Origin of the sequence: Tolypothrix sp. PCC 7601 (assembly GCF_025677855.1) — a bacterium.
GTDB lineage: Bacteria > Cyanobacteriota > Cyanobacteriia > Cyanobacteriales > Nostocaceae > Aulosira > Aulosira diplosiphon.
The window spans coordinates 6875223-6901378 of record NZ_CP064879.1 but is presented as its reverse complement, the minus strand read 5'-3'; the positions used below and the strand labels follow the sequence as shown (position 1 = coordinate 6901378).

Annotated in this window: 16 protein-coding genes and 1 pseudogene; 9 read left to right on the top strand and 8 right to left on the bottom strand. The window is 39.3% G+C overall.

The features are described from left to right. Nucleotides 1–137: 137 nt before the first annotated feature. Complete coding sequence (locus tag HG267_RS27815) at nucleotides 138–1313, bottom strand: AI-2E family transporter (protein ID WP_045874824.1); 1176 nt, start codon at nucleotides 1311–1313, stop codon at nucleotides 138–140. 241 nt (nucleotides 1314–1554) lie between these two features. Between HG267_RS27815 and HG267_RS27810 the strand changes: the two genes are divergently transcribed. Both HG267_RS27810 and HG267_RS27805 read left to right on the top strand, forming a co-directional pair. Beyond that, on the top strand, nucleotides 1555–1929 hold the full coding sequence (locus HG267_RS27810; protein WP_045874825.1) for a hypothetical protein: 375 nt from the start codon (nucleotides 1555–1557) through the stop codon (nucleotides 1927–1929). 284 nt (nucleotides 1930–2213) lie between these two features. Then, nucleotides 2214–3638: an LCP family protein gene (locus HG267_RS27805; protein ID WP_045874826.1), complete on the top strand. Its 1425-nt coding sequence runs from the start codon at nucleotides 2214–2216 to the stop codon at nucleotides 3636–3638. A 729-nt stretch (nucleotides 3639–4367) separates the two neighbouring features. Here HG267_RS27805 and HG267_RS27800 read toward each other — a convergent pair. Beyond that, the gene (locus HG267_RS27800) at nucleotides 4368–4520 is read right to left on the bottom strand and encodes a hypothetical protein (RefSeq protein WP_167719612.1); all 153 of its coding nucleotides are present in this window, start codon (nucleotides 4518–4520) and stop codon (nucleotides 4368–4370) included. Nucleotides 4521–4960: 440 nt separating this feature from the next. On the opposite strand from HG267_RS27800, the gene HG267_RS27795 reads away from it, so the two are divergent. The 4 genes from HG267_RS27795 to HG267_RS27780 all read left to right on the top strand — a co-directional run bounded on the left by HG267_RS27795 (nucleotide 4961) and on the right by HG267_RS27780 (nucleotide 9599). Continuing rightward, entirely contained in the window at nucleotides 4961–6373 is a 1413-nt protein-coding gene (locus HG267_RS27795) for a nicotinate phosphoribosyltransferase (protein ID WP_081584184.1), read from the top strand. 107 nt (nucleotides 6374–6480) lie between these two features. Continuing rightward, entirely contained in the window at nucleotides 6481–7080 is a 600-nt protein-coding gene (locus HG267_RS27790; protein WP_045874827.1) for a nicotinate-nucleotide adenylyltransferase, read from the top strand. Then, a complete protein-coding gene (locus tag HG267_RS27785) occupies nucleotides 7041–7787 on the top strand; it encodes an NUDIX hydrolase (RefSeq protein ID WP_045874828.1) in 747 nt (248 codons plus the stop codon). The genes HG267_RS27790 and HG267_RS27785 overlap by 40 nt, the downstream gene beginning before the upstream one ends. Nucleotides 7788–7850: 63 nt before the next feature. Further along, on the top strand, nucleotides 7851–9599 hold the full coding sequence (locus tag HG267_RS27780) for an NAD+ synthase (protein WP_045874829.1): 1749 nt from the start codon (nucleotides 7851–7853) through the stop codon (nucleotides 9597–9599). A gap of 292 nt (nucleotides 9600–9891) precedes the next feature. On the opposite strand, the gene HG267_RS27775 is transcribed toward HG267_RS27780, so the two are convergent. The 3 genes from HG267_RS27775 to HG267_RS27765 form a co-directional block, all read right to left on the bottom strand. Next, nucleotides 9892–10323 (bottom strand): ATP-binding protein, encoded by a 432-nt coding sequence (locus HG267_RS27775; RefSeq protein WP_045874830.1) that lies wholly within the window; start codon nucleotides 10321–10323, stop codon nucleotides 9892–9894. 3 nt (nucleotides 10324–10326) lie between these two features. Further along, nucleotides 10327–12000, bottom strand: coding sequence for a SpoIIE family protein phosphatase (locus HG267_RS27770; RefSeq protein ID WP_045874831.1), 1674 nt, complete (start codon nucleotides 11998–12000; stop codon nucleotides 10327–10329). Nucleotides 12001–12186: 186 nt separating this feature from the next. Then, nucleotides 12187–12906: a response regulator transcription factor gene (locus HG267_RS27765; protein ID WP_045874832.1), complete on the bottom strand. Its 720-nt coding sequence runs from the start codon at nucleotides 12904–12906 to the stop codon at nucleotides 12187–12189. Between the two features lie 701 nt (nucleotides 12907–13607). On the opposite strand from HG267_RS27765, the gene HG267_RS27760 reads away from it, so the two are divergent. Both HG267_RS27760 and ftsE read left to right on the top strand, forming a co-directional pair. Then, nucleotides 13608–14363: a WecB/TagA/CpsF family glycosyltransferase gene (locus HG267_RS27760; protein WP_045874833.1), complete on the top strand. Its 756-nt coding sequence runs from the start codon at nucleotides 13608–13610 to the stop codon at nucleotides 14361–14363. Between the two features lie 164 nt (nucleotides 14364–14527). Further along, nucleotides 14528–15271 carry a cell division ATP-binding protein FtsE gene (ftsE, locus tag HG267_RS27755; RefSeq protein WP_045874834.1) on the top strand — a complete coding sequence of 248 codons (744 nt, stop codon included), beginning with the start codon at nucleotides 14528–14530 and terminating at the stop codon, nucleotides 15269–15271. 100 nt (nucleotides 15272–15371) lie between these two features. Here the strand turns inward: ftsE and HG267_RS27750 are convergent, their stop codons facing one another. The 3 genes from HG267_RS27750 to HG267_RS27740 all read right to left on the bottom strand — a co-directional run bounded on the left by HG267_RS27750 (nucleotide 15372) and on the right by HG267_RS27740 (nucleotide 24179). Further along, nucleotides 15372–16856, bottom strand: coding sequence for a response regulator (locus HG267_RS27750; protein WP_081584185.1), 1485 nt, complete (start codon nucleotides 16854–16856; stop codon nucleotides 15372–15374). A 59-nt stretch (nucleotides 16857–16915) separates the two neighbouring features. Beyond that, nucleotides 16916–19501: a hybrid sensor histidine kinase/response regulator gene (locus HG267_RS27745; RefSeq protein ID WP_235623152.1), complete on the bottom strand. Its 2586-nt coding sequence runs from the start codon at nucleotides 19499–19501 to the stop codon at nucleotides 16916–16918. Nucleotides 19502–19829: 328 nt separating this feature from the next. Then, on the bottom strand, nucleotides 19830–24179 hold the full coding sequence (locus HG267_RS27740; RefSeq protein ID WP_045874836.1) for an amino acid adenylation domain-containing protein: 4350 nt from the start codon (nucleotides 24177–24179) through the stop codon (nucleotides 19830–19832). A 672-nt stretch (nucleotides 24180–24851) separates the two neighbouring features. Here HG267_RS27740 and psbA point away from each other — a divergent pair. Further along, a pseudogene (psbA, locus tag HG267_RS27735) lies at nucleotides 24852–25934 on the top strand (photosystem II q(b) protein). Nucleotides 25935–26156: the final 222 nt, after the last annotated feature.

Below are 26156 nucleotides of genomic sequence, written 5' to 3'. Positions count from 1 at the left end.
ATTATTCTACTTTTAGGGACTTCTATCAATTAGATGATTCTATTTTGAAAGTGAAGAAGTCGATCGCAGTCTTCCGCCTCTGCTTCCTCTGCTGACACAACAAAGAATAACTTATTGCTCGATAGATAATTAACTTCCTACGGTGAAGTAGCTTCTGTGATGCTCAAGGGGTTTTTCGCTTCAGGTTTTGGGGGTTCTTCGGTTGTGGGTGCAGCTTTCTCGCTGGAATTTGTATATTCATCAGTATCGCTGCTTAATGATGTGGGACGAATCACGCTTAAAGCAGTTTTAATCACCACAGCAGTTGGTACTGCGACAATTACACCCAGAAGACCTCCAATTCTCGCCCCTGTTAATACTGAAATTACTACCAAGGCGGGGTTTAAACCCGTAAAGCTGCCTAAAATTCGAGGAGCAATTAAGTTTTCGAGAATTTGCTGCACAATTACCGCCGCAATTAAAACTCTGGCTCCCATCCAAAAATCTTGTAGCGATACTAATAAGGTAGTCAAGGCGATACCTACAGAACCGCCAAAGGGAACGAGGGCCATAATCCCAATTGTTAAGCCAAATAATAACCCAAACGGCACTTTTAACCACAAAAACGTGGGGATGAGTGCCGATGCCATACAGGTAGATAAAATTAGCTGGGTGATAAAGAAATTTTGAAAGCTCAGGCGTACTGTTTGCGAAAAAGGCTCACGAACTTTTGTAGGTAACCATTCCACCAAACTTTCCCAGAGTTCCCCCCCATGCTGTAAAAGATAAAAAGTCAAAATCATCGTCAAGACAAAGTCCAACAGACTAGTGAATGTGACTACAGCCAAATTGAGAACTTGTCCAGCGATCGCTTGCAATTGTCCCTTGACGCGATCGTTTATTTGCACGACTAGAGCATCCAGGTTAATTGGCAAGCCAAAAACCTCTGCTTTCTCATTTAACATCATTAACTGGGAGCGTCCTGAGTCAATCAACTCTGGTAAACGAGCCACGAGTTGTTGAGCCTGGGTAAGAGCTAGGGGAAACAGGGTAACACCCAACGCCAATAAAATTGATAAAGCCAAAAGAAATACTAAAATAGCAATCGGCTCTCGCCTAGCACCATGATGCTCCATCCAGCTAACAGGGTAGTTCAGCAGAAAAGCTAGCACTGAGGCTCCAACTAAAATCACAATTAACGAGTGAAAGTAATTGAAAATTGCCGAAATTGCCCAACCATTGAGTACTAGCAACGGAATGAATAGTGCGATCGCTCCGGTGCGCGCTAAGGGTGTTAGTGTTTCCCACCAGTCGAGTAGCTTGCGTGTCTGCATCTTTAGCCGATTACAGGATAGAACTAAATAAAATTCTGCTTTACAGCCTATTATCTCTAACTACATCACTGTCTTTCATCCTCCTAGTTTAGGATTAGACTCACCCAAATGGAAAATTTTTCCTTCACAAGGACTGGGGACTAGGGACTAGGGACTGGGTAATGGGTAAATTACTTTTGAGTACAGACGCGATTAATCGCGTCTCTCCAACCCACGACAACTACCAAAGGACAAATAACAAATGACCAATGACCAATCCCCGATTACTGATGCCTCTCCTAAATTACAGCTAGTTGTGTATTTAATTCCAGTTATTGGCTTTTTTCCGGCTATATGGACACTATATCGTCGTCAAGGAAACCGGGAACAACTGTCTACTAGCCGTCTGTCTATTACTTTGGCATTTACCTGGTTTTTTACCTACATTTTATTAGCAACAGGGGCTGCAACTTCAGATTTTTTCGCCCTGCGTCTATTAATTCTCAATAGCTTTCTAACTTCTGGTTATTTTTTGGTAAATGTCTGGTTAATTTTTCGCATCATTCAGGGGAAGTCTCACCGTTTGCCAGGGTTTAGCCGTTTAGCAGAGCGAGTTTTAGGAAAGTATATGTCTTAATATTCTAAGAAATACTTAAGTCAGTATTATTACTGAATTTTTTTGCTAATTTAAAGATTATCTCTTCAGAGATCTGGTCAAACTGGTTTATTGTTGTCATACTGCAATAACACAATATTTAATTTTTCCTTCAAAAAGCAAAAGACTGCTATAAGTGTTGTGGTTGACACAACATTTAAAAACTAAGCACTGATAATTAAGAATTAGCTATTATGATTTGATTTGTCTGCATATTTATTAGTTTGCAAATGTACCGAATTTGATCAGTAAGTGTGAGGAAGTCCGTGACCATTCAAAGAACTTCGGCGGAAGAAAACCAATCAGCAAATGACTCTAAGGCTAGCAAAAGAAGTATACCAAACTCAAAATCTGGACGTTGGTTATGGTTTTGGGTAGGTATGAGTGGTATTGCAATGGTTTCAGCAACAGCTGGGGCGCTGTTAGCTGTTTCTTTAACAAGTACACCTTTGCAGCAGGCCCAACTTAGCCCCCAAGAAGAAGCAGTATTTGATGGCGATCGCATTTCTGGAAGTGGTTTGAGATTTTCACAATTAACTCGTCCTGTGAACATTTTACTGATGGGGATGAGCGTACTTCCACCTGATATTGAGAATCCTCCAGCTGATGCTAAAAATCTCGGCTACCTTCCACAGGTGAACTCCTTTGATGGTCTTGCTGATGTCATGCTGTTGATCAAATTTGATCCAGAGACAAAGAAAATGGTCATGCTTTCTATTCCCAGAGATACTCGTACAGAAATAGAAGGACATGGCGTGAAAAAAATTAATCATGCCAATCTTGAAGGTGGGCCGGCTTTAACTGCGAAAACAGTTAGTAATCTCTTAAATGGAGTAGCAATCGATCGCTATGTCCGCATTAATGTTTTGGGAGTAGCAAAGCTAATTGATGCCTTGGGTGGAGTTACAGTCTACGTTCCCAAGGATATGAAATATCAAGATGATTCTCAACATCTATACATCAATTTGAAGGCTGGTAAACAGCATCTTAATGGCGATCAAGCACTACAATTACTCCGTTATCGTCATGATGAATTGGGTGATATTGGGCGAATTCAACGGCAACAAATGGTGCTGCGTGCTTTGATGGATCAGTCACTCAATCCTGCAACTGTGGCTCAAATGCCGAAAGTTTTGGATGTAGTTAAAGAATACATTGATACTAACTTGACAGTTGAAGAGTTAGTGGCACTAGTTGGCTTTGGCGTGCGAACCAATCGCTCCAATATGCAAATGTTAATGGTGCCTGGTCGATTTAGCGAAAAGAATGAGTATGATGCTAGCTATTGGTTGCCTAACAAAAATGCCATTGCTAAATTGATGACCAAACACTATGGTGTGGAATCAACACAGGCCCAAGAGGAAAATAATGTTGAACCTGCTGCGTTACGCATAGCAATTCAAGATAGCACAGGTGGCGATCGCTCTAGCTTACGTCCTTTAATCAAATCCTTAGAAAAAGCTGGATATCGCAATGTTTATATTGCTAAAGCTTGGGGTGAACCACTAGATACCACTCACATTGTCGCTCAACAAGGAGATGGCAATAGTGCAGAATTAGTTCGTCAACTTTTGGGATTTGGTGAAGTGAGAGTGGAAAGTACTGGGAATCTCGGTTCCGATATTAGTATTCAAGTAGGTAAAGATTGGGTACAACAAAAAGAGATTTTAGAAAAATCTACTAAACCTTAAACGTTGCTATGAATCTAATTATCGACATGAATTTAGTCTTAATTATCAAGCTGCACTACCTAAATTAAATAATTCCTAATTACTCAGGAACCTGAGAATTTAAAAAATCTCAATTTGTAGGGAACACCTAAAAACTTTTGGGTGTTCCCTACTTGTTAATAATCTATTTTTTGGCATTTCCTTAGAAAAACTCTCAATATGCTTCGGATAAGTATTTTGCATTTCCCTTATGCTTTAGGAAAAGGGTAATGGGAAAAGGGGTAAGGATGAATTCAATCCTTTTCCCTTTTTTCCCTGCCCCCTTAACCAAATACAATTCAGTTAAGAAAATTAATTGTTAACAAAACCAAAAAACTAGTACAACAAGGCAAAAGTCAAAAGTCAAAAGAAAGAATAGTTATACCACAAGCCTTTTAGCAATTACAGATGGTCTGTTTCTCTTACAAAGTTTGGCGGGACGGAAACCGACACCGCCAACTTTGCGCTATTTACGCCGACTTGTACTAGTTACTCAACAAAAAACAGAAGAATAATTTTGGAGGGGGTTTGGGGGACGCAACCGTCACCCAATCGGGGGTTTGGGGGAGAATCCCCCAATTGATCTGGCTTGTTTAATAAGTGACAAATCAATCACTAATGAGCTTAACCCAAGCATATTGCCCCTTAAACGAACAAAAAGGCGTGGGGAAAACCTCACGCCTTTATCTGTTTGAATCTCACAATCATCATTTACCAATTGTCCGCCATACCTTTCTTGTAAGGATCACCTGTAAATGGTTGTACGCCAATAACAGGATAAGCATCATCACTAGGAGCAAAAATCCGCATTGCGGCTTCAGAAATATATTGAGTGATATTAGCGATAATTCTCGAGATAGACATAATATTAGACCTCTGTTTACGGCTCACTTTAGATTGGTTATGTCTATACTTTAATTCTGATATTCTGACCTTGCTTAAATTCTCAATATATCAATAATCTCTGCAATAGTTTTTCAGATAGCTTTGCAATACTTTAGCCTATTTGCAAGTTCAACTTCTATGTTTAATTCTAATTGTAAACCTGCTATTTTTCAAACCCTTACCCGGTAAAGATGCAGGTATTTCCTAAAGACAATCTATTGTTACATTTCATTATAAATTTCGCAACCAAGGCGATTATTACTAACTATAACTATTAAAAAATATTAAATAAAAGCATGAATTAGTATTATTTTTCTAGGAAATCTAGCATTCCCAAGCATGAACTCGGTAGAGGTTGACAATATTTATGGTAAAAGTTACCATAAATATCACAAGCATTCTTGTAAGGACGCTCTGGCATGACAACGCTCCCAGACTTGGAGATCAATGCAAATCAAGAAAGATGGCAAAATTGGTTCAATCAGGAACTCAATTTTGCTGCTGAGGATTACAGCCTGTTGACTGACCTTTATCAGCTAACAATGGCAGCTTGTTACATAGGTGAAGGTGTAGAACAAAAACCAGCAAGCTTTGAGTTGTTTGCCAGAAAGCTACCTGAAGGCTTTGGCTATTTAATTGCAATGGGATTGGCGCAAGCTTTGGAATATTTAGAAAAGTTGCGTTTTAGTCCTTCGCAAATACAAGCTTTGCAGGCGACAGGAATTTTTGCCCACGCCAGCGATCGCTTTTGGTCATTGTTAGCTGAGGGGAGTTTTACTGGCGATGTGTGGGCAGTACCAGAAGGTACTGCAGTGTTTGCTAATCAGCCTTTGTTACGGGTGGAAGCACCACTTTGGCAAGCGCAATTAGTAGAAACCTACCTTTTAAATACTCTTAATTATCAAACTTTAATTGCTACTAGAGCAGCCAGAATTAGGGATGTAGCAGGAGAGCAAGCCACACTTTTAGAATTTGGTACTAGAAGGGCATTTAGCCCCCAAGGTTCATTGTGGGCGGCGCGGGCGGCGTTAGCAGGGGGATTAGATTCGACTTCTAATGTGTTAGCCGCGCTACAACTCAATCAACAACCAAGTGGTACTATGGCTCACGCCTTGGTTATGGCATTATCAGCAATGGCAGGCAGTGAAGAACAAGCTTTTACAGCCTTTCATCGCTATTTTCCGGGTGCGCCATTGTTGATTGATACTTACGATACGATCGCAGCTGCCCAACATTTAGCACCAAAAGTAAATTCCCAAGAAATGCAATTGAGTGGAGTCAGGCTAGACTCTGGAGATTTAGTTAGCTTGTCCCAAAAAGTGCGATCGCTTCTGCCGACTGTACCAATTTTTGCTAGTGGCGATTTGGATGAATGGGAAATTGCCAGGCTTAAAGCTGCTGGTGCTCAAATAGATGGTTATGGGCTAGGGACAAAATTAGTTACGGGTGCGCCTGTCAATGGTGTTTACAAACTTGTAGAAATTGATGGCATCCCTGTGATGAAGGAATCTCGTGACAAAGCTACTTATCCCGGACGCAAGCAAATATTTCGCTCGTTTGTTGGCGGAATGTTGCAGGTAGATAGATTGGGATTAGCTACAGAAACTCCTCTCGATGCAGAACCTTTGTTGCAACTGGTGATGAAGCAAGGGAAAAAAATGCAATCACCAGAATCTTTAGCAACAATTCGCCACCGTACTGCTGCATCGGTTGCTAGTTTACCAGAACAAACAAGGCGCTTAAATCAGCCTCTCTCAGTCAATGTGGAAATTTCTGCGGCGTTGCAAGATTTGACACAAAACACAAAGAAAACCGCAGAGGCACAAAGGTAATACCAATTTGAAAAATGATTGCGACAGATGGATTCACACTAAGTCGGATATAAACAGCCATTTCCAATCCACAACTCCAAAACTAAAATCCAAAATCGTATAACATTATGAGAATTGCTTTGTTTGGTACTAGTGCCGATCCACCAACTGCTGGGCATCAGGCTATTCTAAGTTGGTTATCTGAGCGTTATGATTGGGTAGCAGTTTGGGCGGCAGATAATCCCTTTAAATCCCATCAAACAGCATTAATACATCGGGCGGCAATGCTGCAATTATTAATTGCGGGTATCCAGACATCACGACACAATATTGCTTTGGAACAAGAATTGAGTAGCTTCCGCACTCTAGAAACTCTAGAAAAAGCAAAAATGCGTTGGGGAGAAGATCCCGAATATACTTTGGTGATTGGTTCCGATTTGCTGAATCAGCTACCCCGATGGTATAAAGTTGAAGATTTGTTGCGGCAAGTGCAATTATTAGTAGTGCCGCGACCGGGATATGCGATAGATGAGTCTAGCTTCGGGGAAGTGCAAAAGCTAGGCGGGAAAATTGCGATCGCCAGCTTGACTGGACTAGATATTTCCTCCACAGCCTATCGCGAACATGGGGATTCCCAAGCCCTAACTCCCCCTATAGTTGCCTATATTAATCGAGAGCATTTGTACAAATGCCAGGACGCAACCACAAAAAGTTTCCAACTCCGTTAAACCAACAACCTTTGGCTGATTTCAAGGTTGGTGTTGATAATGTAATTTTTTCTGTAGATACTGCCCAAAATCGACTGCTCGTGCTGTTGGTGATGCGGCAACAAGAGCCATTTTTAAATTGTTGGAGTCTTCCTGGTACTTTGGTGCGTCAAGGAGAATCTTTAGAAGATGCTGCCTATCGCATCATGGCTGAAAAAATCAGAGTTAAAAATCTCTATTTAGAACAGTTATATACTTTTGGCGGCCCCAATCGCGATCCCCGAGAAGCTACCGATAGTTACGGTGTGCGTTATCTCTCCGTCAGCTACTTTGCTTTAGTACGGTTTGAGGAAGCAGAATTAATTGCTGATGGAGTCACAGGTATAGCTTGGTATCCACTCAAACAATTACCAAAATTAGCCTTTGACCACAATCAAATTCTCAGCTACGGACATAGGCGTTTGCGAAATAAATTAGAGTACAGTCCGGTGGCTTTTGAAGTTTTACCAGAAATGTTTACTCTCAATGATTTATATCAGTTATACACCACAGTTTTAGGGGAAAACTTTTCTGATTATTCTAACTTTCGCGCCCGTCTACTCAAGTTAGGTTTTTTGTGCGATACCGGAGTTAAGGTATCCCGTGGCGCTGGTCGTCCAGCTAGTTTGTATAAGTTTGATGCTGAAGCTTTTGCTCCTTTCAAGGATAAGCCTTTGGTATTTATTTAACTGTAAAGTCCCAGGTCAAATGATAAATGACCAATGACAAATAACAAATGACAAATAACCAATATGAAAATTGCGATCGCTCAACTAAATCCTAAAATTGGTGACTTACCTGGAAACGCTGGGCAAATTCTCCAGGCAGCACATAAAGCAGTAGCATCTGGGGCGCGGTTGTTATTAACACCAGAACTTTCTTTGTGTGGCTATCCCCCAAGGGATTTATTGCTAAATCCCAGTTTTATAGCGGCGATGGGTACAACTTTGCAACAATTAGCTAGAGATTTACCGCCAAATTTAGCTGTTTTGGTAGGTACTGTAGAAGAAAATCTTAAAGCTAATACCACCGGTGGTAAATCTTTATTTAATAGCATCGCTTTGTTACAAGGTGGACAGGTAAAACAAGTTTTTCACAAGCGGCTTTTACCTACCTACGATGTGTTTGACGAAAACCGCTATTTTGAACCAGGATTACAAGCCAATTATTTCACCTTGGACGATTTGCATATTGGTGTTACGGTTTGTGAAGACTTATGGAATGATGAGGAATTTTGGGGTAAACGCAGTTATGCAGTTAACCCGATCGCGGATTTAGCAATTTTGGGCGTGGATTTAATTGTCAATTTGTCTGCTTCACCTTACAGCGTCGGTAAACAGCAGTTCCGCGAAGCTATGCTCAAGCATAGTGCAGTACGTTTTCAGCAGCCGTTGATCTATGCTAACCAAATTGGTGGCAATGACGACTTGATATTTGATGGGTGCAGTTTTGCCTTAAGTCGTCAAGGTGAAATTGTATCTCGCGCCCGTGGATTTGAAACTGACTTGCTGATAGTGGAATTTGATGAAAAACAGCGAGATTTTAAGTTAGGTAAAGTAGCGCCTGTTGATGATTCAGCAGATGCTGAAATTTGGCAAGCTTTGGTTTTAGGTGTGCGTGATTACGCCCATAAGTGTGGCTTTACTAAAGTAGTGCTGGGTTTAAGTGGCGGGATTGATTCTTCATTAGTAGCTGCGATCGCAGTGGCTGCACTTGGTAAGGAAAATGTCTTTGGTGTGTTAATGCCTTCTCCCTATAGTTCCGATCATTCCATCAGCGATGGTTTAGCATTAGGTGAGAATTTGGGTATAAAAACCACTACATTACCAATTGCCGAACCGATGAAAAGCTTTGACAACTCCTTAGCTGAGTTGTTTGCAGGTACTGAGTTTGGCATTGCCGAAGAGAATCTGCAATCTCGAATTCGGGGTAATTTATTAATGGCGATCGCCAATAAATTTGGCTACCTCCTGTTATCGACTGGTAATAAGTCAGAAATGGCAGTTGGTTACTGTACCCTTTACGGAGATATGAATGGCGGGTTAGCAGTCATTGCGGATGTTCCCAAAACCCGCGTTTATTCAATTTGTCATTGGTTAAATCGCAATGGCGAAATTATTCCCCAAAATGTTCTCACTAAAGCACCAAGTGCTGAACTCAAACCAGGACAAGTAGATCAAGATTCTCTTCCACCCTATGAAGTTCTAGATGACATCTTAGAACGCCTAATTCACCAACACCAATCAGCAGCCGAAATTGTCAGTGCTGGACATGATGCAGTCATTGTAGACCGAGTAATTCAAATGCTAGCCCGTGCAGAATTTAAACGGCGACAAGCACCCCCTGGCTTAAAAATCACCGATCGCGCTTTTGGTACTGGTTGGCGAATGCCAATTGCGAGTAGTTGGGCTGCTTTAAAAAATACTTCGTCAGGTCAAAGCATCCCTACCCCTACTTTAGTAGGCAGAGATGGCAAAGATACTAATCTGCGGATGAAGTAACTCAATATTACAGGTCAATATCTCTGGTGCTGATTGGTTTCTAGCCTGTGGCTGGGAACCATTTAGTTTTTAATATAGGTTTGGCAAAATTCAGGCATTTAGCTTAATAGTGTGAAGAAAATGTGCGATCGCTTCAACTCCATCACACAGCTTAAGCAAGTCTTGATTGCTCAATGAGAAATTAGGGAACAGCAATATAGATCTTAGGCAGCTACAGAATTCAAGCTCCGATTGCAAATTGTCTCAAAGCTTTAAGCCTCGTACTCTATCCGAGACTCTACGCCTACTTAATTCAGCTTTTCTGTACTAATTCTGGCAATGTCGCTTCTAACTTGAGGCAGTTAGCACCATCTACTTGCAACTGATACTCTACTTTATCCATTAATCGATTCATAATTAGCCAACCATAGCCGCCTTCTTGTTTGGCGACAGGATTCGGCGGAAAGTAGGTAGACATATCAAAGCCTTCACCATAATCCCAAACTTCTAAGGCTAAATCCCGTTCCTTAAGTTCCAAACGCAGTAACACTGGCAAATTGGGCTGTTCTTTATGGGCATGACGTACTACATTCGAGTAGGCTTCAACCAAAGCTAGCCGCAAACGACTTGATTGCCGTGACCAATCAACCGATTCTCCTAGCTGGATTTTCAGGCATCCCAGCAACCAGTTTTCAACGATGTTTAAAAAATTTAAGTCACTAGGTACGTGTAACTCACTTTTCATTAGTTATAAAACCTCCAATGAGAGTATAGTTTGGTCATCTTCTTGAACTTGGTTGTTTGCCTGGATGCGAGTTAGTAGATGAGTAAGAGAAAGCGGTTTTGGTTCCTGTTGTAAAAGTTGCCAAAGACCATCTTGATTTAGCATTGAACGGCTAAATCCTTGACTACCATTCCCAGTATTATCACTACTAAATACATTACTTGATACCATTGCTTCTGTAATTCCATCACTGGCTAAGAGTAAGGTATCTTGACGATTTAACACTAAACGACCAGACTGTGCTTGCCACTTGGGTAAAATACCTAAGGGAACACTGCGTACCTTTAGGTAGTGTGGTTGTTCGGTAGCACTTGTAGGCGATGACCAGAGTAAGGGATAAATGTGACCAGCGTTAGCATAAACCAGTTCCCTAGTGCTAGGGGTATAACAAGCTAAGACGAGAGTGATAAAGCAATTATTGCTAATCAAGTCATCCGACATAGCATGATTCAAATTCTGCATGACCACATTTGGCTCAGCTGGTGTTTCCTGAGATAATTCCCGACGTAAAACCGAAATGGCACTAGCCATAAACAAAGCCGCTGGAACTCCTTTACCAGAAACATCACCCACTGCTAACCACAAGTCACCTTTGGGATGAACAAAAACTTCAAAAAAATCTCCTCCTACCTCCCGCGCCGCATAGCAGCAAGCTTGCACTTTCACACCCTTGATATCTGGTAAACTTTGCCTGAGCAGATTATTTTGAATTTGGCGAGCCACTTCTAATTCAGCGCGAATTTGCTGCTGTTTTTCTTGCAGGCGCTGGTATAATTTTGCCTGAGAGAGGGCTAAGGCTGCTTGTTCCGCCACACCTGCAATTAGTTGGATATCTTCATCTTGCCAAGAATGAACGCTACCTCTTTGGTAGAGAGCCAGAACAGCCAGTAAGTGTTGTTGGTAAGATAATGGCACAACTAATTGGTGGCAAGGATTACCATCATCTGTACCTTGAGTCAGTTGGTATTGATGAGTTGCAAGGACTTTTTCGATTAACTCACTGGGATCGAAAACACTGCTTGATGCATTGTATTGAGGATTTTGGTAGGAATACAGGTCTGATGTCAGAGAATCACCCTCTACAGGCCTTAGAAAGCAACAAGTAGCTTCAAACGTTTCTCCAATAGTGGCAACAATCTTGTGCAGCATACTGTCGTAGTCTAAAGACTCCCGAATTGCTGTTGTTACTGCATTAAACAAAGATTCTCGCCGCAAAGCACGCCTTAACTCTTGGGTACGCTTTTTTACCAAACGATAAGTATCAGTTGCTTGTTCTACTAATGCTTTCAATCGTTGCGGGTTCCAGGGTTTGGTGATGTACTTGAATACCTGACCAGAGTTAATTGCATCTACTAAGTCTTCGACATCCGTAAAACCAGTCAACAGAATCCTAATCGTATCGGGAAAGCGCTCCACTGTGCGACTGAGAAATTCCGTACCGTTCATTTCTGGCATTCTTTGGTCAGAAATAATCACGGCCATCTCGCCTTCTTTGTCTAATATTTCTAGGGCAGCACGAGCATGATTGGCTTGATATACTTCAAAATCTCGTCTAAAAGTGCGGTAGAGTAAGTCTAAGTTATCTGGCTCATCATCTACCACCATGAGCTTAAGTTTGCATATTTCTACTTCAGTCATATTTGACTTTAACTTTTTAGATACTGCAATAGCAAAATAGTGTAATTTTTATCACACATAATAAATCATGACATAATCAAAAAATTACCTATAAAGAGAAGTTACCCACTTTGAACTTGAGAATTGGGTCAAAGTTGTAAATTTCTCTTTAAATTCCTGCACTGGGTGCTACAGCTAAAATCAACCCTATCCCACTAATCCAGAACGCAAGGCACGAACTGCGGCTTGGGTGCGATCGTCAGCACATAGCTTGTTCAAAATATTCCGAACGTGAGTTTTTACTGTACCGACTGTGATATAAAGTCTCTCAGCGATAACTGCATTACTACAACCTTCGACAATCAACTGTAACACTTCCAATTCCCTTTCTGTCAGCGTATAAGCATCTATATTTTCTGGATTTTCCCCAGGATCAGAGGTAAGAAAAGTATTTTTGCTGTCTAATGACACTTTATCCTGTTTAGCAGGATTTTGTTGTGCTTGTTGCAATACAATTCGCGCGATCGCTGGATCAATCCAAGCGTTGCCATTGTATGTGACTCGCACTGCTTCCAGTAAATTATCGAATTTGATATCTTTCATACAGTAAGAATCAGCCCCAGCAGCAAAAGCTGCTAGCACAGCTTCCTTGTTATCTCTTAGTGTCAAAATTAATACTTTTGTTCTTAAATCTTCTCCATTACTAGTAGATTTCAACTCCCGCGTTAACTCAATGCCATCTTTATCTGGTAACCCAATATCTACAATCGCAATATCCGGTTGTAGCATTTTTAGCATTTTTAGACCTTCTGCAGCATTGGCAGCTTCTCCTACAATCTCAATTTCTTCTTTTTGCAGTAGTGCTGTCCGAATACCCACACGGGTGAGGTCATGATCTTCAATGAGAGCAATACGAATTTTACTCATAGCCAAGTTCCGCCCGTTACACTACCTTAACTGTAAAATCGAGTTTACTCAAAAGTTCAAAATTTGTGAGAGATGCAATTGCAAGACATTTCCTTACAAATGCTAGAAGTGCGTTGTGACTCAGGCTAACACTTAAGGGTGTTGCTCTTACCACAGGCATTCATTCTCTCTGGGAACAATACACTTCAATCATAGAATCAACAGGGGTTTACCCCAACCGAAAACCAAACATTAGCAAAAAAGGATTTTCATGCTTAGAAGGCTTACACATAAATACAAGAACTCGGAAGAAATACATAAATGTCTCTAGCGGAAATGCTAATTTTCCGCTATTGTTTGCGTAAATCATAGCTTTTTTGTCTCCAAAGTTAGGTGTAATAGTCTATCTGCTAAAGCTAACCTAGTGCTTATACCGAGTAAAAAATACTAACCCTAAGCTCTTGCCAAAGTCCCTTTTTCATTCGAGGGTGTAGGTAATTTATGACTGCTACATCTTTTATATAAGAAATTTTTATGAAGTAAAATATTGAAAATACTGTGATCATCTTATTTTTTAAACCAACTGTAAAAGATAATTTACTGAGTTTTATCGATGTTAAAAACCTATTCGTTGTTGCTAAAATTACAACAAGCAATATATTAAAAAATTTGATAGACTAACGTTCTATAAATTGTGGTGAGAGGTGAAGGAAGAATCTGTTATGTCTAAACAGACTAAAGCGTTTTCAGTGTTGGGAATACCAGTTCACGTGATGGCGAACTACCCCGCTTGGTTGCTTGAATGCTTAAAACAAGGCAAAGGCACTCATGTAGTCACTCTCAATGCAGAAATGACTATGCAAGCAGAGCGCAATGGTTCCTTAGCGAAAGTAATTCAAGATGCTGATTTAGTCATTCCTGATGGAGCAGGAGTTGTTTTGTATTTGCGCTGGCTTTTATGGCAAAAAGTGCAACGTTGTCCAGGTATTGAACTAGCAGAAACACTATTGCGAGATTTGGGACAAAAACAGCCAGATGCAAAAGTATTTTTCTATGGAGGAGCACCTGGTGTCGCTGCAAAAGCAGCGGAATTTTGTCAGCAAAGAATCCCAGGATTGACAATAACAGGTACTCACTCTGGCTATCATTCTAAACAAGAAGAAGAACAGTTGCGGCAAACTCTCAGCCAGTTGCAGCCACAAGTTATATTTGTAGGTTTAGGTGTACCACGTCAAGAATTATGGATTGCGGAAAATCGTCATTTGTGTCCCCACGCAATTTGGATTGGTGTTGGTGGCAGTTTTGATATTTGGTCTGGTGTGAAAAACCGTGCTCCTGCTTGGTTAGGAAATAACAATTTAGAATGGCTGTATCGGCTTTATCAAGAGCCTTGGCGCTGGCGACGGATGTTAGCTTTGCCAGAGTTTGCCTTCAAAGCTTTTGTTTATCACTTCACTGCAAGAGGTGCAATTAGTTAGGGATACAAGTTTTGAGTCCTCAGCCTTGAGTGGTAAGAATTACTTATTGAGAAATTTGAGATTTTTGGTTTGAGATTTGTGATTCCCGGGTTTAGCTTGGGAATCATTAATTTTGTAAGGAATTTCAAATATTTAAATCTCAGTCTGTACCTAACAATTCAGCAATGCCAGTATTAACCACTCAAGCAACACAGAAGCAATTTGTTCATCAGGACATTGAAACTCAAAAGCAAAGTAGCAACGCTCCAGTTATATTAAGATTGTCTTCTGTGACCAAAACCTATGCCAACGGCTGTCATGCTTTGTTGGACGTAAACTTAGAGGTAAAAGAAAAAGAATTTTTATTTATCACAGGCCCCAGTGGTTCTGGTAAATCAACTCTCTTGAAGTTACTGTATGGTGAAGAGTTAGCAACAAAAGGAGAAGTAATTGTCGATCAATTCAATATGGCATCTTTAAGGGGCGATCGCTTGTCATTATTGCGGCGGCGCATTGGCATTGTTTTTCAGGACTATAAGCTGATTCGCCAACGGACAGTAGCTGAAAATATCACCTTTATCTTGCAAGCTCAAGGTTATACCCGCAAAGAAATTCAACGTCGTTTAGAACCAACATTAAAACTAGTGGGTTTGCTTTCTAAAGCTGATTGCTTTCCCGATCAACTCTCTGGCGGAGAACAACAACGAGTGAGTATTGCACGTGCGATTGTGGCAACACCTCCACTACTTTTGGCAGATGAACCTACAGGAAACCTCGATCCAGATAACTCTTGGCAAGTTATGCAGATTCTCCAAAAATTAAATTCTTTTGGCGCAACTGTAATTGTCACGACTCATGATGAACAACTAGTACGTCAATGTAACCATCCAGTGGTACAAGTTCGTAGTGGACGATTATATCGCAAATAAATAGCAGTTCTTAATCATATGAATTCAGAGTAGTTGATGTTATTAATATTTACCTAAATTAATTTTAGCCTTTATAGAATTGAGAAATCATCAGAGATTTTCACAATTCATTGAGAATTGCTATATCTTGACGATAATGAGGAAATGATTGATTCTGCATAGAGTTTGTCGGTACATCTTGAGACTGCCACCAGTTTGTATTGGACAACTTAATCAATTGAATTGGAATTTCAATGATAAACTCTGCACCTTTGCCTGGACTGGAAATACATGACAATGAACCACCATGTTTTTCCGTAACAATTTGATGGCTAATTGACATCCCTAATCCTGTTCCTTTACCTGCTGGTTTAGTCGTGAAGAAAGGGTCAAATACCCGCTTTTGGACTTCTTTCGGTATACCTGGGCCATTATCAGCAATCCGAATAGCAATACGATTAGCACCGACAATTTCTGTCTGAATCCGAATCATCGGTGATAAGGTACAATAACTATGCCCATCTCCCATTAACTCTTCTAAAGCATCAATGGCATTGCTGAGGACGTTCATAAAGACTTGGTTTATTTGTCCAGCAAAGCATTCTACTGGTGGTAAGTTTCCATAGTCCTTAACCACCTGAATTGGTGGATATTCTGTACTGGCTTTCAACCGATGGTCAATCATCATTAGCGTACTGTCTAATCCATCATGAATATCGACTTGTTTAACTTCCGCCTCGTCGTGGCGGGAGAAGTTGCGGAAAGATTGGACAATTTCTTGAATTCGTTGCGTTCCAACTGCCATTGAAGAGATAATCTTGGGTAAATCTGCCCTCATAAAATCTAGGTCAATTTCCTTTGATTTTTTAGTAATCTCTGGAGTGGATTCAGGAAACTGAGTTTGATAAAGTTTGAGGAGTTCTAACAAGTCATTAATGTAGGAACTGGCGTGATCGAGATTGCCATGAATAAAGTTTATGGGATTGTTAATTTCGTGCGCTACACCTGCTACCAATTGGCCTAGTGTGGCTAACTTTTCTGTTTGAATCAATTGAACTTGAGCATTTTTCAGGTCTTGTAATGCTTGCGATAGTTCCTTAGTTCTTTCTGTAACCCTTTGCTCTAACTCTTGAGTTAACTTTTGCAATGCAGTTTCAGCGTTAGCACGTTCTGTAATTTCTTGTTTAAGACGCACATTTTGTTTTTCCATTGCCGCACTAATATTTTGCAGCTTCAAGTGAACTTGAATACGAGCTAGTGCTTCTGCTTGTTGAAATGGCTTAGTAATATAGTCTACGGCACCTAAAGAAAGTCCTTTGACTTTATCCACTGTGTCACTCAGAGCAGTCATAAAAATGATGGGGATATTTTTGGTTTTCGGATTTGCTTTTAGTCGACAACAAGTTTCAAATCCATCAATACCTGGCATCATTACATCTAATAAAATCAACTCTGGTGGATCGTATTCGATTTGCTTAATAGCACTTTCACCAGTCGTTGCAACTGCAACATCAAATCCTGCATCAGTTAAAGCTTCTGAAAGTACTTCTAAATTTGTAGGAGTATCATCAACTATCAAGATTAAATTGGTATCTGAGTTCTGCATTATACTGATTTTAAATTATTGATTTAAATAGCTTTATTTTAACTATTAAAGCATTTTTATTAAGTAAATTTGATATATTTCTCAATAAGATTTTGAATTTTTTCTATTTGAAAACTCTGAGTTAAGGTTTGAATCTCTTGAACAAATGGTAGAAATCTATGATCGGATTTTTCTATTTCAGATAATTGATTTTGTAAAGCTTTAATTCGACCTTTTAAAGCCAACTCATACAAGCGATTTAATTCTTCTATTGGTGGGGGTACTATTTCTTGACTAAGTGGTAATGATGAGTTATTTTCTTCTTCATAATTCCATTCTATTTCTAGGTGAGTCTGTAATTTTTCAAGTAAGTCAGAAGCTTGCACTGGCTTAGGTAGAAAATCATCGGCACCAGCATCTAAACTCTTCTGCTTGTCAGTATCAAAAACACTAGCTGATGAAACAATAATCTTGATATCTTGATAATCTGGTAAATTACGTAGATGTTGAATCATTTCCAATCCGTTCATCACTGGCATAGTAATATCAGTAATTATTAAGTTAGGTTGATAATCAACTGCTTTGGCTAATCCTTCTTTACCATCTTCTGCTTCTACAATTTCAAAACCAATTGGTTCCAGTAAATTCATGAGCACAGAGCGATTTTCCCAACGATCATCTACTACCAGAATTTTTTGTTTTTTTCCTTGAAAACTAGTGATAGAGCCTTGTTGAGTTACTTTAGATTTATCCGCCCATTCTAAAGATTCAGGGATATCGGCATCAAACCAAAAACTACTACCTTTTTCGGGTTGGCTTTGCACTTCGATAGTACCACCCATCATCTCAACAATTTTTTGACTAATAGCTAATCCTAACCCTGTTCCTTCTGATTGTTTTTTGAGGTTACCTACCTGCTCAAAAGGTAAAAATATTTGCTCTATTTGCTCACTACTAATCCCCACACCAGTATCTTCAACTTGGAAGCGAATTTGATAAATTACTGGTTCTTGAAAAGAAATACTTTTAATTTGTAGAATTTTTACCGTAAACGTTACATTACCTTTTTCAGTAAATTTAATTGCGTTACCCAATAAATTTATCAAAACCTGTCTTAAACGCTTTTCATCAATATGGATACCTGTTGGTAGTTGAGTATCTGGTTGATAAATAAAGTTTAGACCTTTTTGTTCTGCTTTAATTCTACAAATTTCAGCGACGGCTTGGAGAAAGGAGGGAAAATGAAAATTTGTCGGATGTAATTCCATTTTCCTGGCTTCGATTTTAGAAAGGTCAAGAATATCGTTAATTAGGGTCAGCAGATGGGAACCACATTGGTTAATAATTATAATCCCTTTCTGCTGCTTCTCTGTCATATTTTTTGAACTTTGCAGAATTTGAGCATAGCCTAAAATTCCATTGAGAGGTGTACGAAGTTCATGACTCATGTTAGCCAGGAATTCGCTTTTAGCTCTGTTAGCACTATCAGCTAATTCTTTAGCTTCTTGGAGTTCAGATGTACGTTCCTGAACTCGCAGTTCTAACTCCTCAAAGGACTCTTTTAATTGTGCTGTCATTTGGTGGAAAGACTGTGTCAAAATTTCGATTTCATCGGCGTTTTGGAACTCTGATTGATAGTTTTGCCTGCTATTAACAACCAATACAGCATCTTGACCTAGACGAAGTGCCCTTTGAGCATCCACTTCTGCTAGCTTCTGGCATTCTTCAAGAATTGGTTGCAAGCGTTTATTAAGTTGACGGATAAACAAAGTCACCACTAATGCTAGTACCATACCAGCACCTAAAGCACCACCAACTGCAATAGATAATACTGGGACTAACACAACTGACTGAGGGACTACTGCTAACATCAACCAGTTAGTTCCCTGTACCCGTTGAAATACCCAGTATTTACCCTTAGCCTGCATAAAACCATCATTATCGGTTTCGAGTTGCTTCCATACATCCCTTAACTCTGGTATGTCCTTATAGGTTGCTAATGATTTAGCTTTTCCTGGTTCTGGTGGATACGCCAGCAAATTACCTTTTTGGCTGACAATTGCAAAGTAACCTCCTCCCCAGGTTACGGGTTTTTTGATTTCTTCTGTAAGTGCTGTAACGCTGACATCCAATCCTACAACACCAATAAGTTCATCACGATTATTGAATACGGGAGATGTAGTGGTGGTCATAGTAATTCCAAACCAATTATATGGCTCTAACCAGACTTCTTTTCCCGCTTTTACAGGTAATGTATAGTAGTCATTTTCAAAACAAGTTGCTTCAAGCCCACAGATATCAGTGAGTCGATAATCATTATGAGGAAATGGTAAAGGGTTCCCTACTTGACCAGGTATATTCTGATCTTTATATATATAAGGCCAATAAAACTTCCTATCTGAGAGAATTTTGTAAGCTGCTTGGCCAAACCCAGCTCCCATAGTTAGAGATGAGCGTTTTTGAAGAATTTCAAAAACTATTTTCTTATAAGCATCTGGATCTTTTATTCCTATATCGTTCAAAGTTTTAGCCCCTGCAACCAGACTTAGCATCGATTGTTCTGCTCTACCTAGTTTTCCCTCAACAGACCTGACTTGCGTGCTGAGATTTGCTTCTATTTCTTTTTGTGCCCGATATTCGAGTGCTTTATAGAAGAAATAGGACATACTACCTAATCCAACCAAAGCACCACTTAATACATAGAAGAATAATCTTGATCCGATTGATTTACGTAGGTGGCTTTGCATAGTCTTAACGAGTCTTACTTTATAGGGTGTTTGATGGATGCTGGGTTGATGGTACTAGTTATTATTCATAGTTAATAATTCCCTATTAGGTTTAACAAATAACGCTTGAGGAAAAATTAATTAGTAACTTGACCCAGGTAATATCAAACCCATAGATGTCATTAGACTGGTCTTTGTACAATTGCAAGCTTTGTCCCTTAATTTACTTGTACATCGTAGTTTTATCTAATATTGTTTCTTCATTACATTAGTTTTTAGCCATATTTTCACACTCTGAAATTGTTTTTATTATGTCTTTATCAAAACTCTTATCAATTTCGTATTTGGGAAGTTTAATGAAACTCTTATTAATAAGATAATCGAAATAACTTTGGAGCATATTAGCATTGATGGTTGGGCAAATTATGGAAGTATCTACAAGCATATCGAGAGTCTTACGACAGTCAAATACTGTAGAAGTTCTTAAGAAAATTTCTAGATATGTCATTTGGTTATTAAAAATATTTTCGGTAAACAGAGGAATAATTGGTTCTAATGCATTCTCTTGCTCAATATCTAATTTTAGCAATTCAGCTTGCCATTTATCATATGGTAAAATCCTAATGTAGTAGCCAAAATTTTGGATATTAGTAACAATATCATTCCAAAATAATGGATTAGGATTAACAATATGAAATACTTTTCCTAAAGATTTTCGCTGTCTTGATAAATATAAAATAGCTTTACTAGCATAGTCTATAGGAGTTAAATTAATCCATTGCTCCCAAGTAGGTGCAGATCCCATCTGAATCATGCCTTTGATGATTCTGTTTATCAAGTCATTAGTTTGAGAAACACCTGTTTGACTATGACCAGACATCATTCCTGGCCTATAAATACATGTAGGAATTCCTCTAGACTGAGCAGCAATTACTAGCTTCTCAGCAACCCATTTAGTTTGGGTATAACCCTGTTTCAGCTCGTAAGGATTATCAAGTTGTTCATCCTCTGTAATAGTCTTCTTGCCACGAAAAATAAGCGGCTTTAATACATCAATGGTTGAAATGAAGTGAACAGGGGTGGCTTTACCCTGGCTAGCTAACCTAAGAATCTCTTGAGTTCCTAACACATTAGTAGCTCGTAATGTATTGTATGGATAAACCAAATTTACAAGTGCGCCAGCATGATAAATTAGATCTAGTTTGTTACCTAACTCTCGGAAGTTTGCGCTAGTTAGTCCTAATAAAGGTTGTGACAAATCTCCTAAGATGGGAATTACCTTAGAACTTAACTTACTGTTTCCAAGTTTGTAACGCTCTAGATTAGTTTGAATTTTTTGCCGCCCATGCTCAATATTAGAGGCACGAACTAAGCAATAAATATTTGCCGGAGTTTGTTTCAGAAGCTCATCCAGTAAGAAAGCACCTAAAAATCCTGTTACTCCAGTCAAGAATATATGTTTTGGTTCATTTTTGGATTCAACAAAGGGTAGCTCAGGATAAATTGTTGGATCTAAAATTGCTTCTGTATATAAATCTATCTGATTTTCTGCCCCAAAATTAACATCACAATCTAAGTTCTGATTAGTATTAATTGCTTTAATTAATCCCGCTATCGTTGGTTCTCTAAGAAAGTAGGATAAAGATACTTTTACATGAGTAACCTCTTCTACTTGAGATAGCAGATGAGCTGTAACCAGAGAATGTCCTCCGAGTTCAAAAAAGTTATCATAAATACCTACTTGTTCTATTCCTAAAATCTGAGACCAAATTTCAGCCAGCTGTTGTTCTATTAGATTTGAAGGCGCAATGTATGCCTCTTTTAACATTGGGCGCTCTTTTTTTGGTTCAGGTAGCGATCGCCGATCAATTTTTCCATTTGTTGTCAGGGGTAGTGTTTCCATCACTACAAATGCTGAAGGAACCATATAGTGAGGTAATTTTTCCTTCAGGTAAGTCCGTAGTTTTAGACCCAATTTGCTTTTCTCGTTGACTTGAAGAGGATTATTAGCATAAGCACTTAATGGTTTTAACTTTAATGGTTGCTCTGGCAGGATAGGAATAGCCTTTTGCTCTATTATTTTTAACTGGCTTTGTAGTACAACGTCATACGTACCTGGTGCATTTAACTCAGACCAAGTTATATGGGCGTTATAGGGTAAATCTTGACTGATATTCCAAAATTCTTCTGGATGAACTCTAGTATATTCATGAATTTGCCAGAGTGTTTCCCTTAGCTGTCCTACAGTTGTTGCTTTACTGTTACTTGCTAGCAATTCCACTGCTTTCACATCTAGGAATACCCGTGCATTAGGTACATTAATAATCTTGAGAATTTTTGGCTGTTGCTCTTGAAGAAATTTGCAGATTAGTGGAATTGATAGTTCTTGTTGTTGCCAATCCCAACATAGAGGCTCTAAATCCTGATATGTATCAGCTTCTACATGAAGGATGACATCAAAGCGAAATCTAATCAGTTCATTTTGAGATTGACCTCGTTTGAGAAACGTTTGAACATGATTAATGCGGGGAATCCTCTGCTTCAGAGTGGAAAAGAAAGTAGGATGAAGTACTAGTTCTCTTTCATGCAACATTCGCTCCCGAACTATCTTTTGGAGTTGATTGCTAGACAGAGAAGCAATAGCTTGGCTGAGTTGAACTGCGGTATGAAAAGTTTCTAGTAACGGTAAACTACGAACATCACCTATAAAAATTTGCCCCCCTGGTTTGAGCAATCGAACAACCTTCTCAATAACTTGTAAAAAATAATCCACACTAGGAAAGTATTGAATTACAGAGTTAATAATCACGGTATCAAAACTGCCTACTTCTAACCCTTCAAGCTCATGGGCTGCACCCTCAGATACTTTCACATGTGACCAGTTTGGCTTGCTTTTGTTTAATTGCTGCTCAATATAATGGATAGCTTGTTTAGAGATATCCGTACCGAAGTAGTGGCTACAATGAGGAGCAATACGAAACAAGAGAAGTCCATTACCACATCCAATCTCCAATACTCGCTGAGGTTTTAAGGAGAGAATGTGCTTAACTGTTGAATTCACATATTCATGCATCTCATCAACTGGTATTGGTAGACCTGTAAAACTATCATTCCAGCTAATAAAATTGAAAGTTGGATCGACATCTTCATAAGGCTGACTATAAGTGGCATCCCATACATTTCTCCATTCTTGAAGTTGTTTAGTATATAACTGATCCATTGGCTTTAATTGTTCTAAATCATTGTGAGTTTTTGGAACAATATATGCAACCAGGCGTTTGTCTCCAAACTCACCATCTCTAGGAATGACTACAGACTCTCTTATTCCTGGATATTGGTTGATAGCTGCTTCTACTTCTCCTAATTCCACACGGAAGCCACGAATTTTGATTTGGTGATCTATCCGACCAAGGAACTTGAGGTTACCATCGGGCAAATAAACAGCTAAATCTCCGGTTCTGTAGAGCCGCACTTCTGTTTCTTGATTTAAGGAATGAAGAATAAACTTCTCAGATGTTAAATCAGGGCGATTCAGATAACCACGAGCTAGCCCAGAACCACTGATATATAATTCACCTGCTACGCCCATTGGAACAGGTTTGAGGCGATCATTTTTCCTACGTGATGGTACTTCTAATAAATAAATTTTTGTATTTGGTAGAGGACGACCAATAGATGGAATTTCGGTTGATCCTTTTCGGATCAAAGCTACTGTGGAATAGGTTGTATCCTCTGTAGGTCCATAAAGATTGAAGACTTGTTGAATATGCTCTAACTGATAAAGTTGTTGTACCAGAGCATTTTGTAAAGGCTCACCTGCCAAGTTAATAGTCTTTACAGAAGAGGGAATACCTTCCATGCGGAGCAATGCTGCGATCGCTGACGGTACAGTATTGATCAAAGTAACTTCCAATGCTGCTGGTAAGTTAGGTAACTCTAAGGCATTCTGAGCGAGAATTACCCTGCCACCACAACAAAGAGTGACAAACAATTCAAAAACAGACAAATCGAAGCAAATTGATGTGGAGGCTAACACTCCCTTTAATTGCTCAGGAGTAAAAAATTCTGTGGCCCAATCAATCAGAGCAATTGTATTGCGGTGTTCAATTGCTACGCCTTTTGGTATACCTGTAGACCCAGACGTGTAAATAACATAAGCAAGATTGTTAGGTCTTACTTCACTAATAGGGTTATCTATTGGCTGTTGAGCTATGTTCTGCCAATCGCTGTTTATATAGACAGTATATCCCTGATGTTGAGAAACTAATGCCTGTAAATGCTCTTGGGTTAACAGGATAGGAATTTGAGTATCTTCGATGATAAAAGCTAAACGATCTTTAGGATAAGTAGGGTCAAGAGGAATATAAGCACCACCTGCTTTGAGTATCCCTAACAACGCGACTACCATCTCTAGCGATCGCTCTATACAAACCCCAACTAAGGTTTCTGGTTTTACACCTAAAGTTCTCAGGTGATGTGCTAATTGATTGGCTTTTTGATTTAGCTCTCTATATGTTAATTGCTCATTTTGAAAAATAACCGCTACAGCATCAGGGGTTCGTGACACCTGAAATTCCACTAATTGATGAATGGAAATGTTTTTATGATCACTCAGCATGGATTTTTCCATCTAACCAAATTTTGAACTGGAAGTATTCAGAGTACTCAGTAGTACCCTTTTGAAGCTTGTGGCAGTGCAGACCCTAATTTTTAAAGTCAATTTATATCTTGACTGTTACTAACCGCTTGGTTTTTAATATTACATAAATAATCTAAGTAAAATTATTTGCAATATCAATTAAAAGCTATTAGATAAAATCGGTAGATACATTTTAAATGTGAGTTTTACTTAATAGCTTGAGTAATGCCACTGGATAAATTGTGAAACTATTTCTGAGAGAGTATCAGCCAGTTTTTACTGATTTTTCAGTAATTTTGCGTCCAGAGCAAACGTGGTTTGTGAAAAATACTTGAAGCCCTAATCTTGAAATATTAAAATTCTGCTGTCACAAGGGGTGGAGTAGTAATTGCAATCAAACTTTATAAAAAAAATATTGATCAATACAAAGAATTTATGTAAAAACTGATAATAAGAGCCGAGAAAATTTCCCCCTTGTTCACACCGTCTCCCTGGGAAATTGATTGAGTAATATTTATATGGTGTGAGGCAATGTCAGAGAGTCCCGGTAATTAGGGAGAAGGTATTTGGCAAAAGTCTTTGAAAATAGCTTTATTCTCAATTTTTACTGATTGAGAAGGTTAATTTTAGTGATTTATCAACAATACAGCCATGACCACAACTCTCAGAAGAGGCGAAAGCGGTAATCAGTGGGATCGATTCTCACAATGGATTACTAGCACTGAAAATCGGCTTTATATCGGCTGGTTTGGTGTGTTAATGATTCCCACCTTGTTAACTGCAACCATTTGCTTCATTATTGCCTTTATTGCTGCACCACCCGTTGATATCGACGGTATTCGAGAGCCTGTTGCGGGTTCTTTACTTTATGGTAATAACATCATTACTGATGCTGTTGTGCCAACATCCAATGCTATTGGTTTGCACTTCTATCCCCTTTGGGAAGCGGCTTCGATGGATGAATGGCTCTACAACGGCGGCCCTTACCAGCTAATTGTTTTGCATTTTCTCATTGGGATTTTCTGTTGGCTGGGCAGACAATGAGAATTAAGTTTTCGTTTAGGGATGCGTCCCTGGATTTGTGTTGCGTACTCAGCACCCGTAGCTGCGGCGACCTCAGTGTTCTTAATTTATCCCATTGGTCAAGGTAGCTTTTCTGACGGGATGCCTCTAGGTATTAGCGGCACGTTTAACTTTATGCTTGTATTCCAAGCAGAACATAATATTCTGTTTCACCCCTTCCATATGTTTGGTGTAGCAGGTGTTTTCGGTGGTTCTTTGTTCTGTGCAATGCATGGTTCTTTGGTGTCTTCCTCACTAGTTAGGGAAACAACTGAAATTGAATCGATTAACTATGGATACAGATTTGGTCAAGAACAAGAAACCTACAGCATTGTAGCGGCTCACGGTTATTTTGGACGCTTGATCTGGCAATATGCTAGCTTTAACAACTCTCGTTCGCTGCACTTTTTCTTAGCTGCTTGGCCTGTAGTTTGTATCTGGTTAACGGCTTTGGGTATTAGCACAATGGCATTTAACTTGAATGGATTTAACTTTAACCAATCAGTGCTAGATTCTCAAGGTCGTGTAGTTAGTACATGGGCTGATGTCGTCAATCGTGCCAACTTAGGTATAGAAGTGATGCACGAGCGTAATGCTCATAACTTCCCCCTAGATTTGGCTGCTGATGAATTCATACCTGTAGCTTTGCAGACTCCAGCAATGCATGGTTAATCTGAGATTAATATAAATTAATAGCGTTCTCGATTTAGAGAACGCTTTTTTATTGGCATTACAGATGTATTCACTATTACACAAGCTTTTGATAGCAGGGTTCTGTATTCTCTGAGTAGCAGTTAAGAACATGAGATAGCAAAAATATCTGAAGTTGCTGAGTATATTTACGAGCTTGCAATTAGTGAACAGTTAGTAAAATATGACATTTAAGATTTGCAA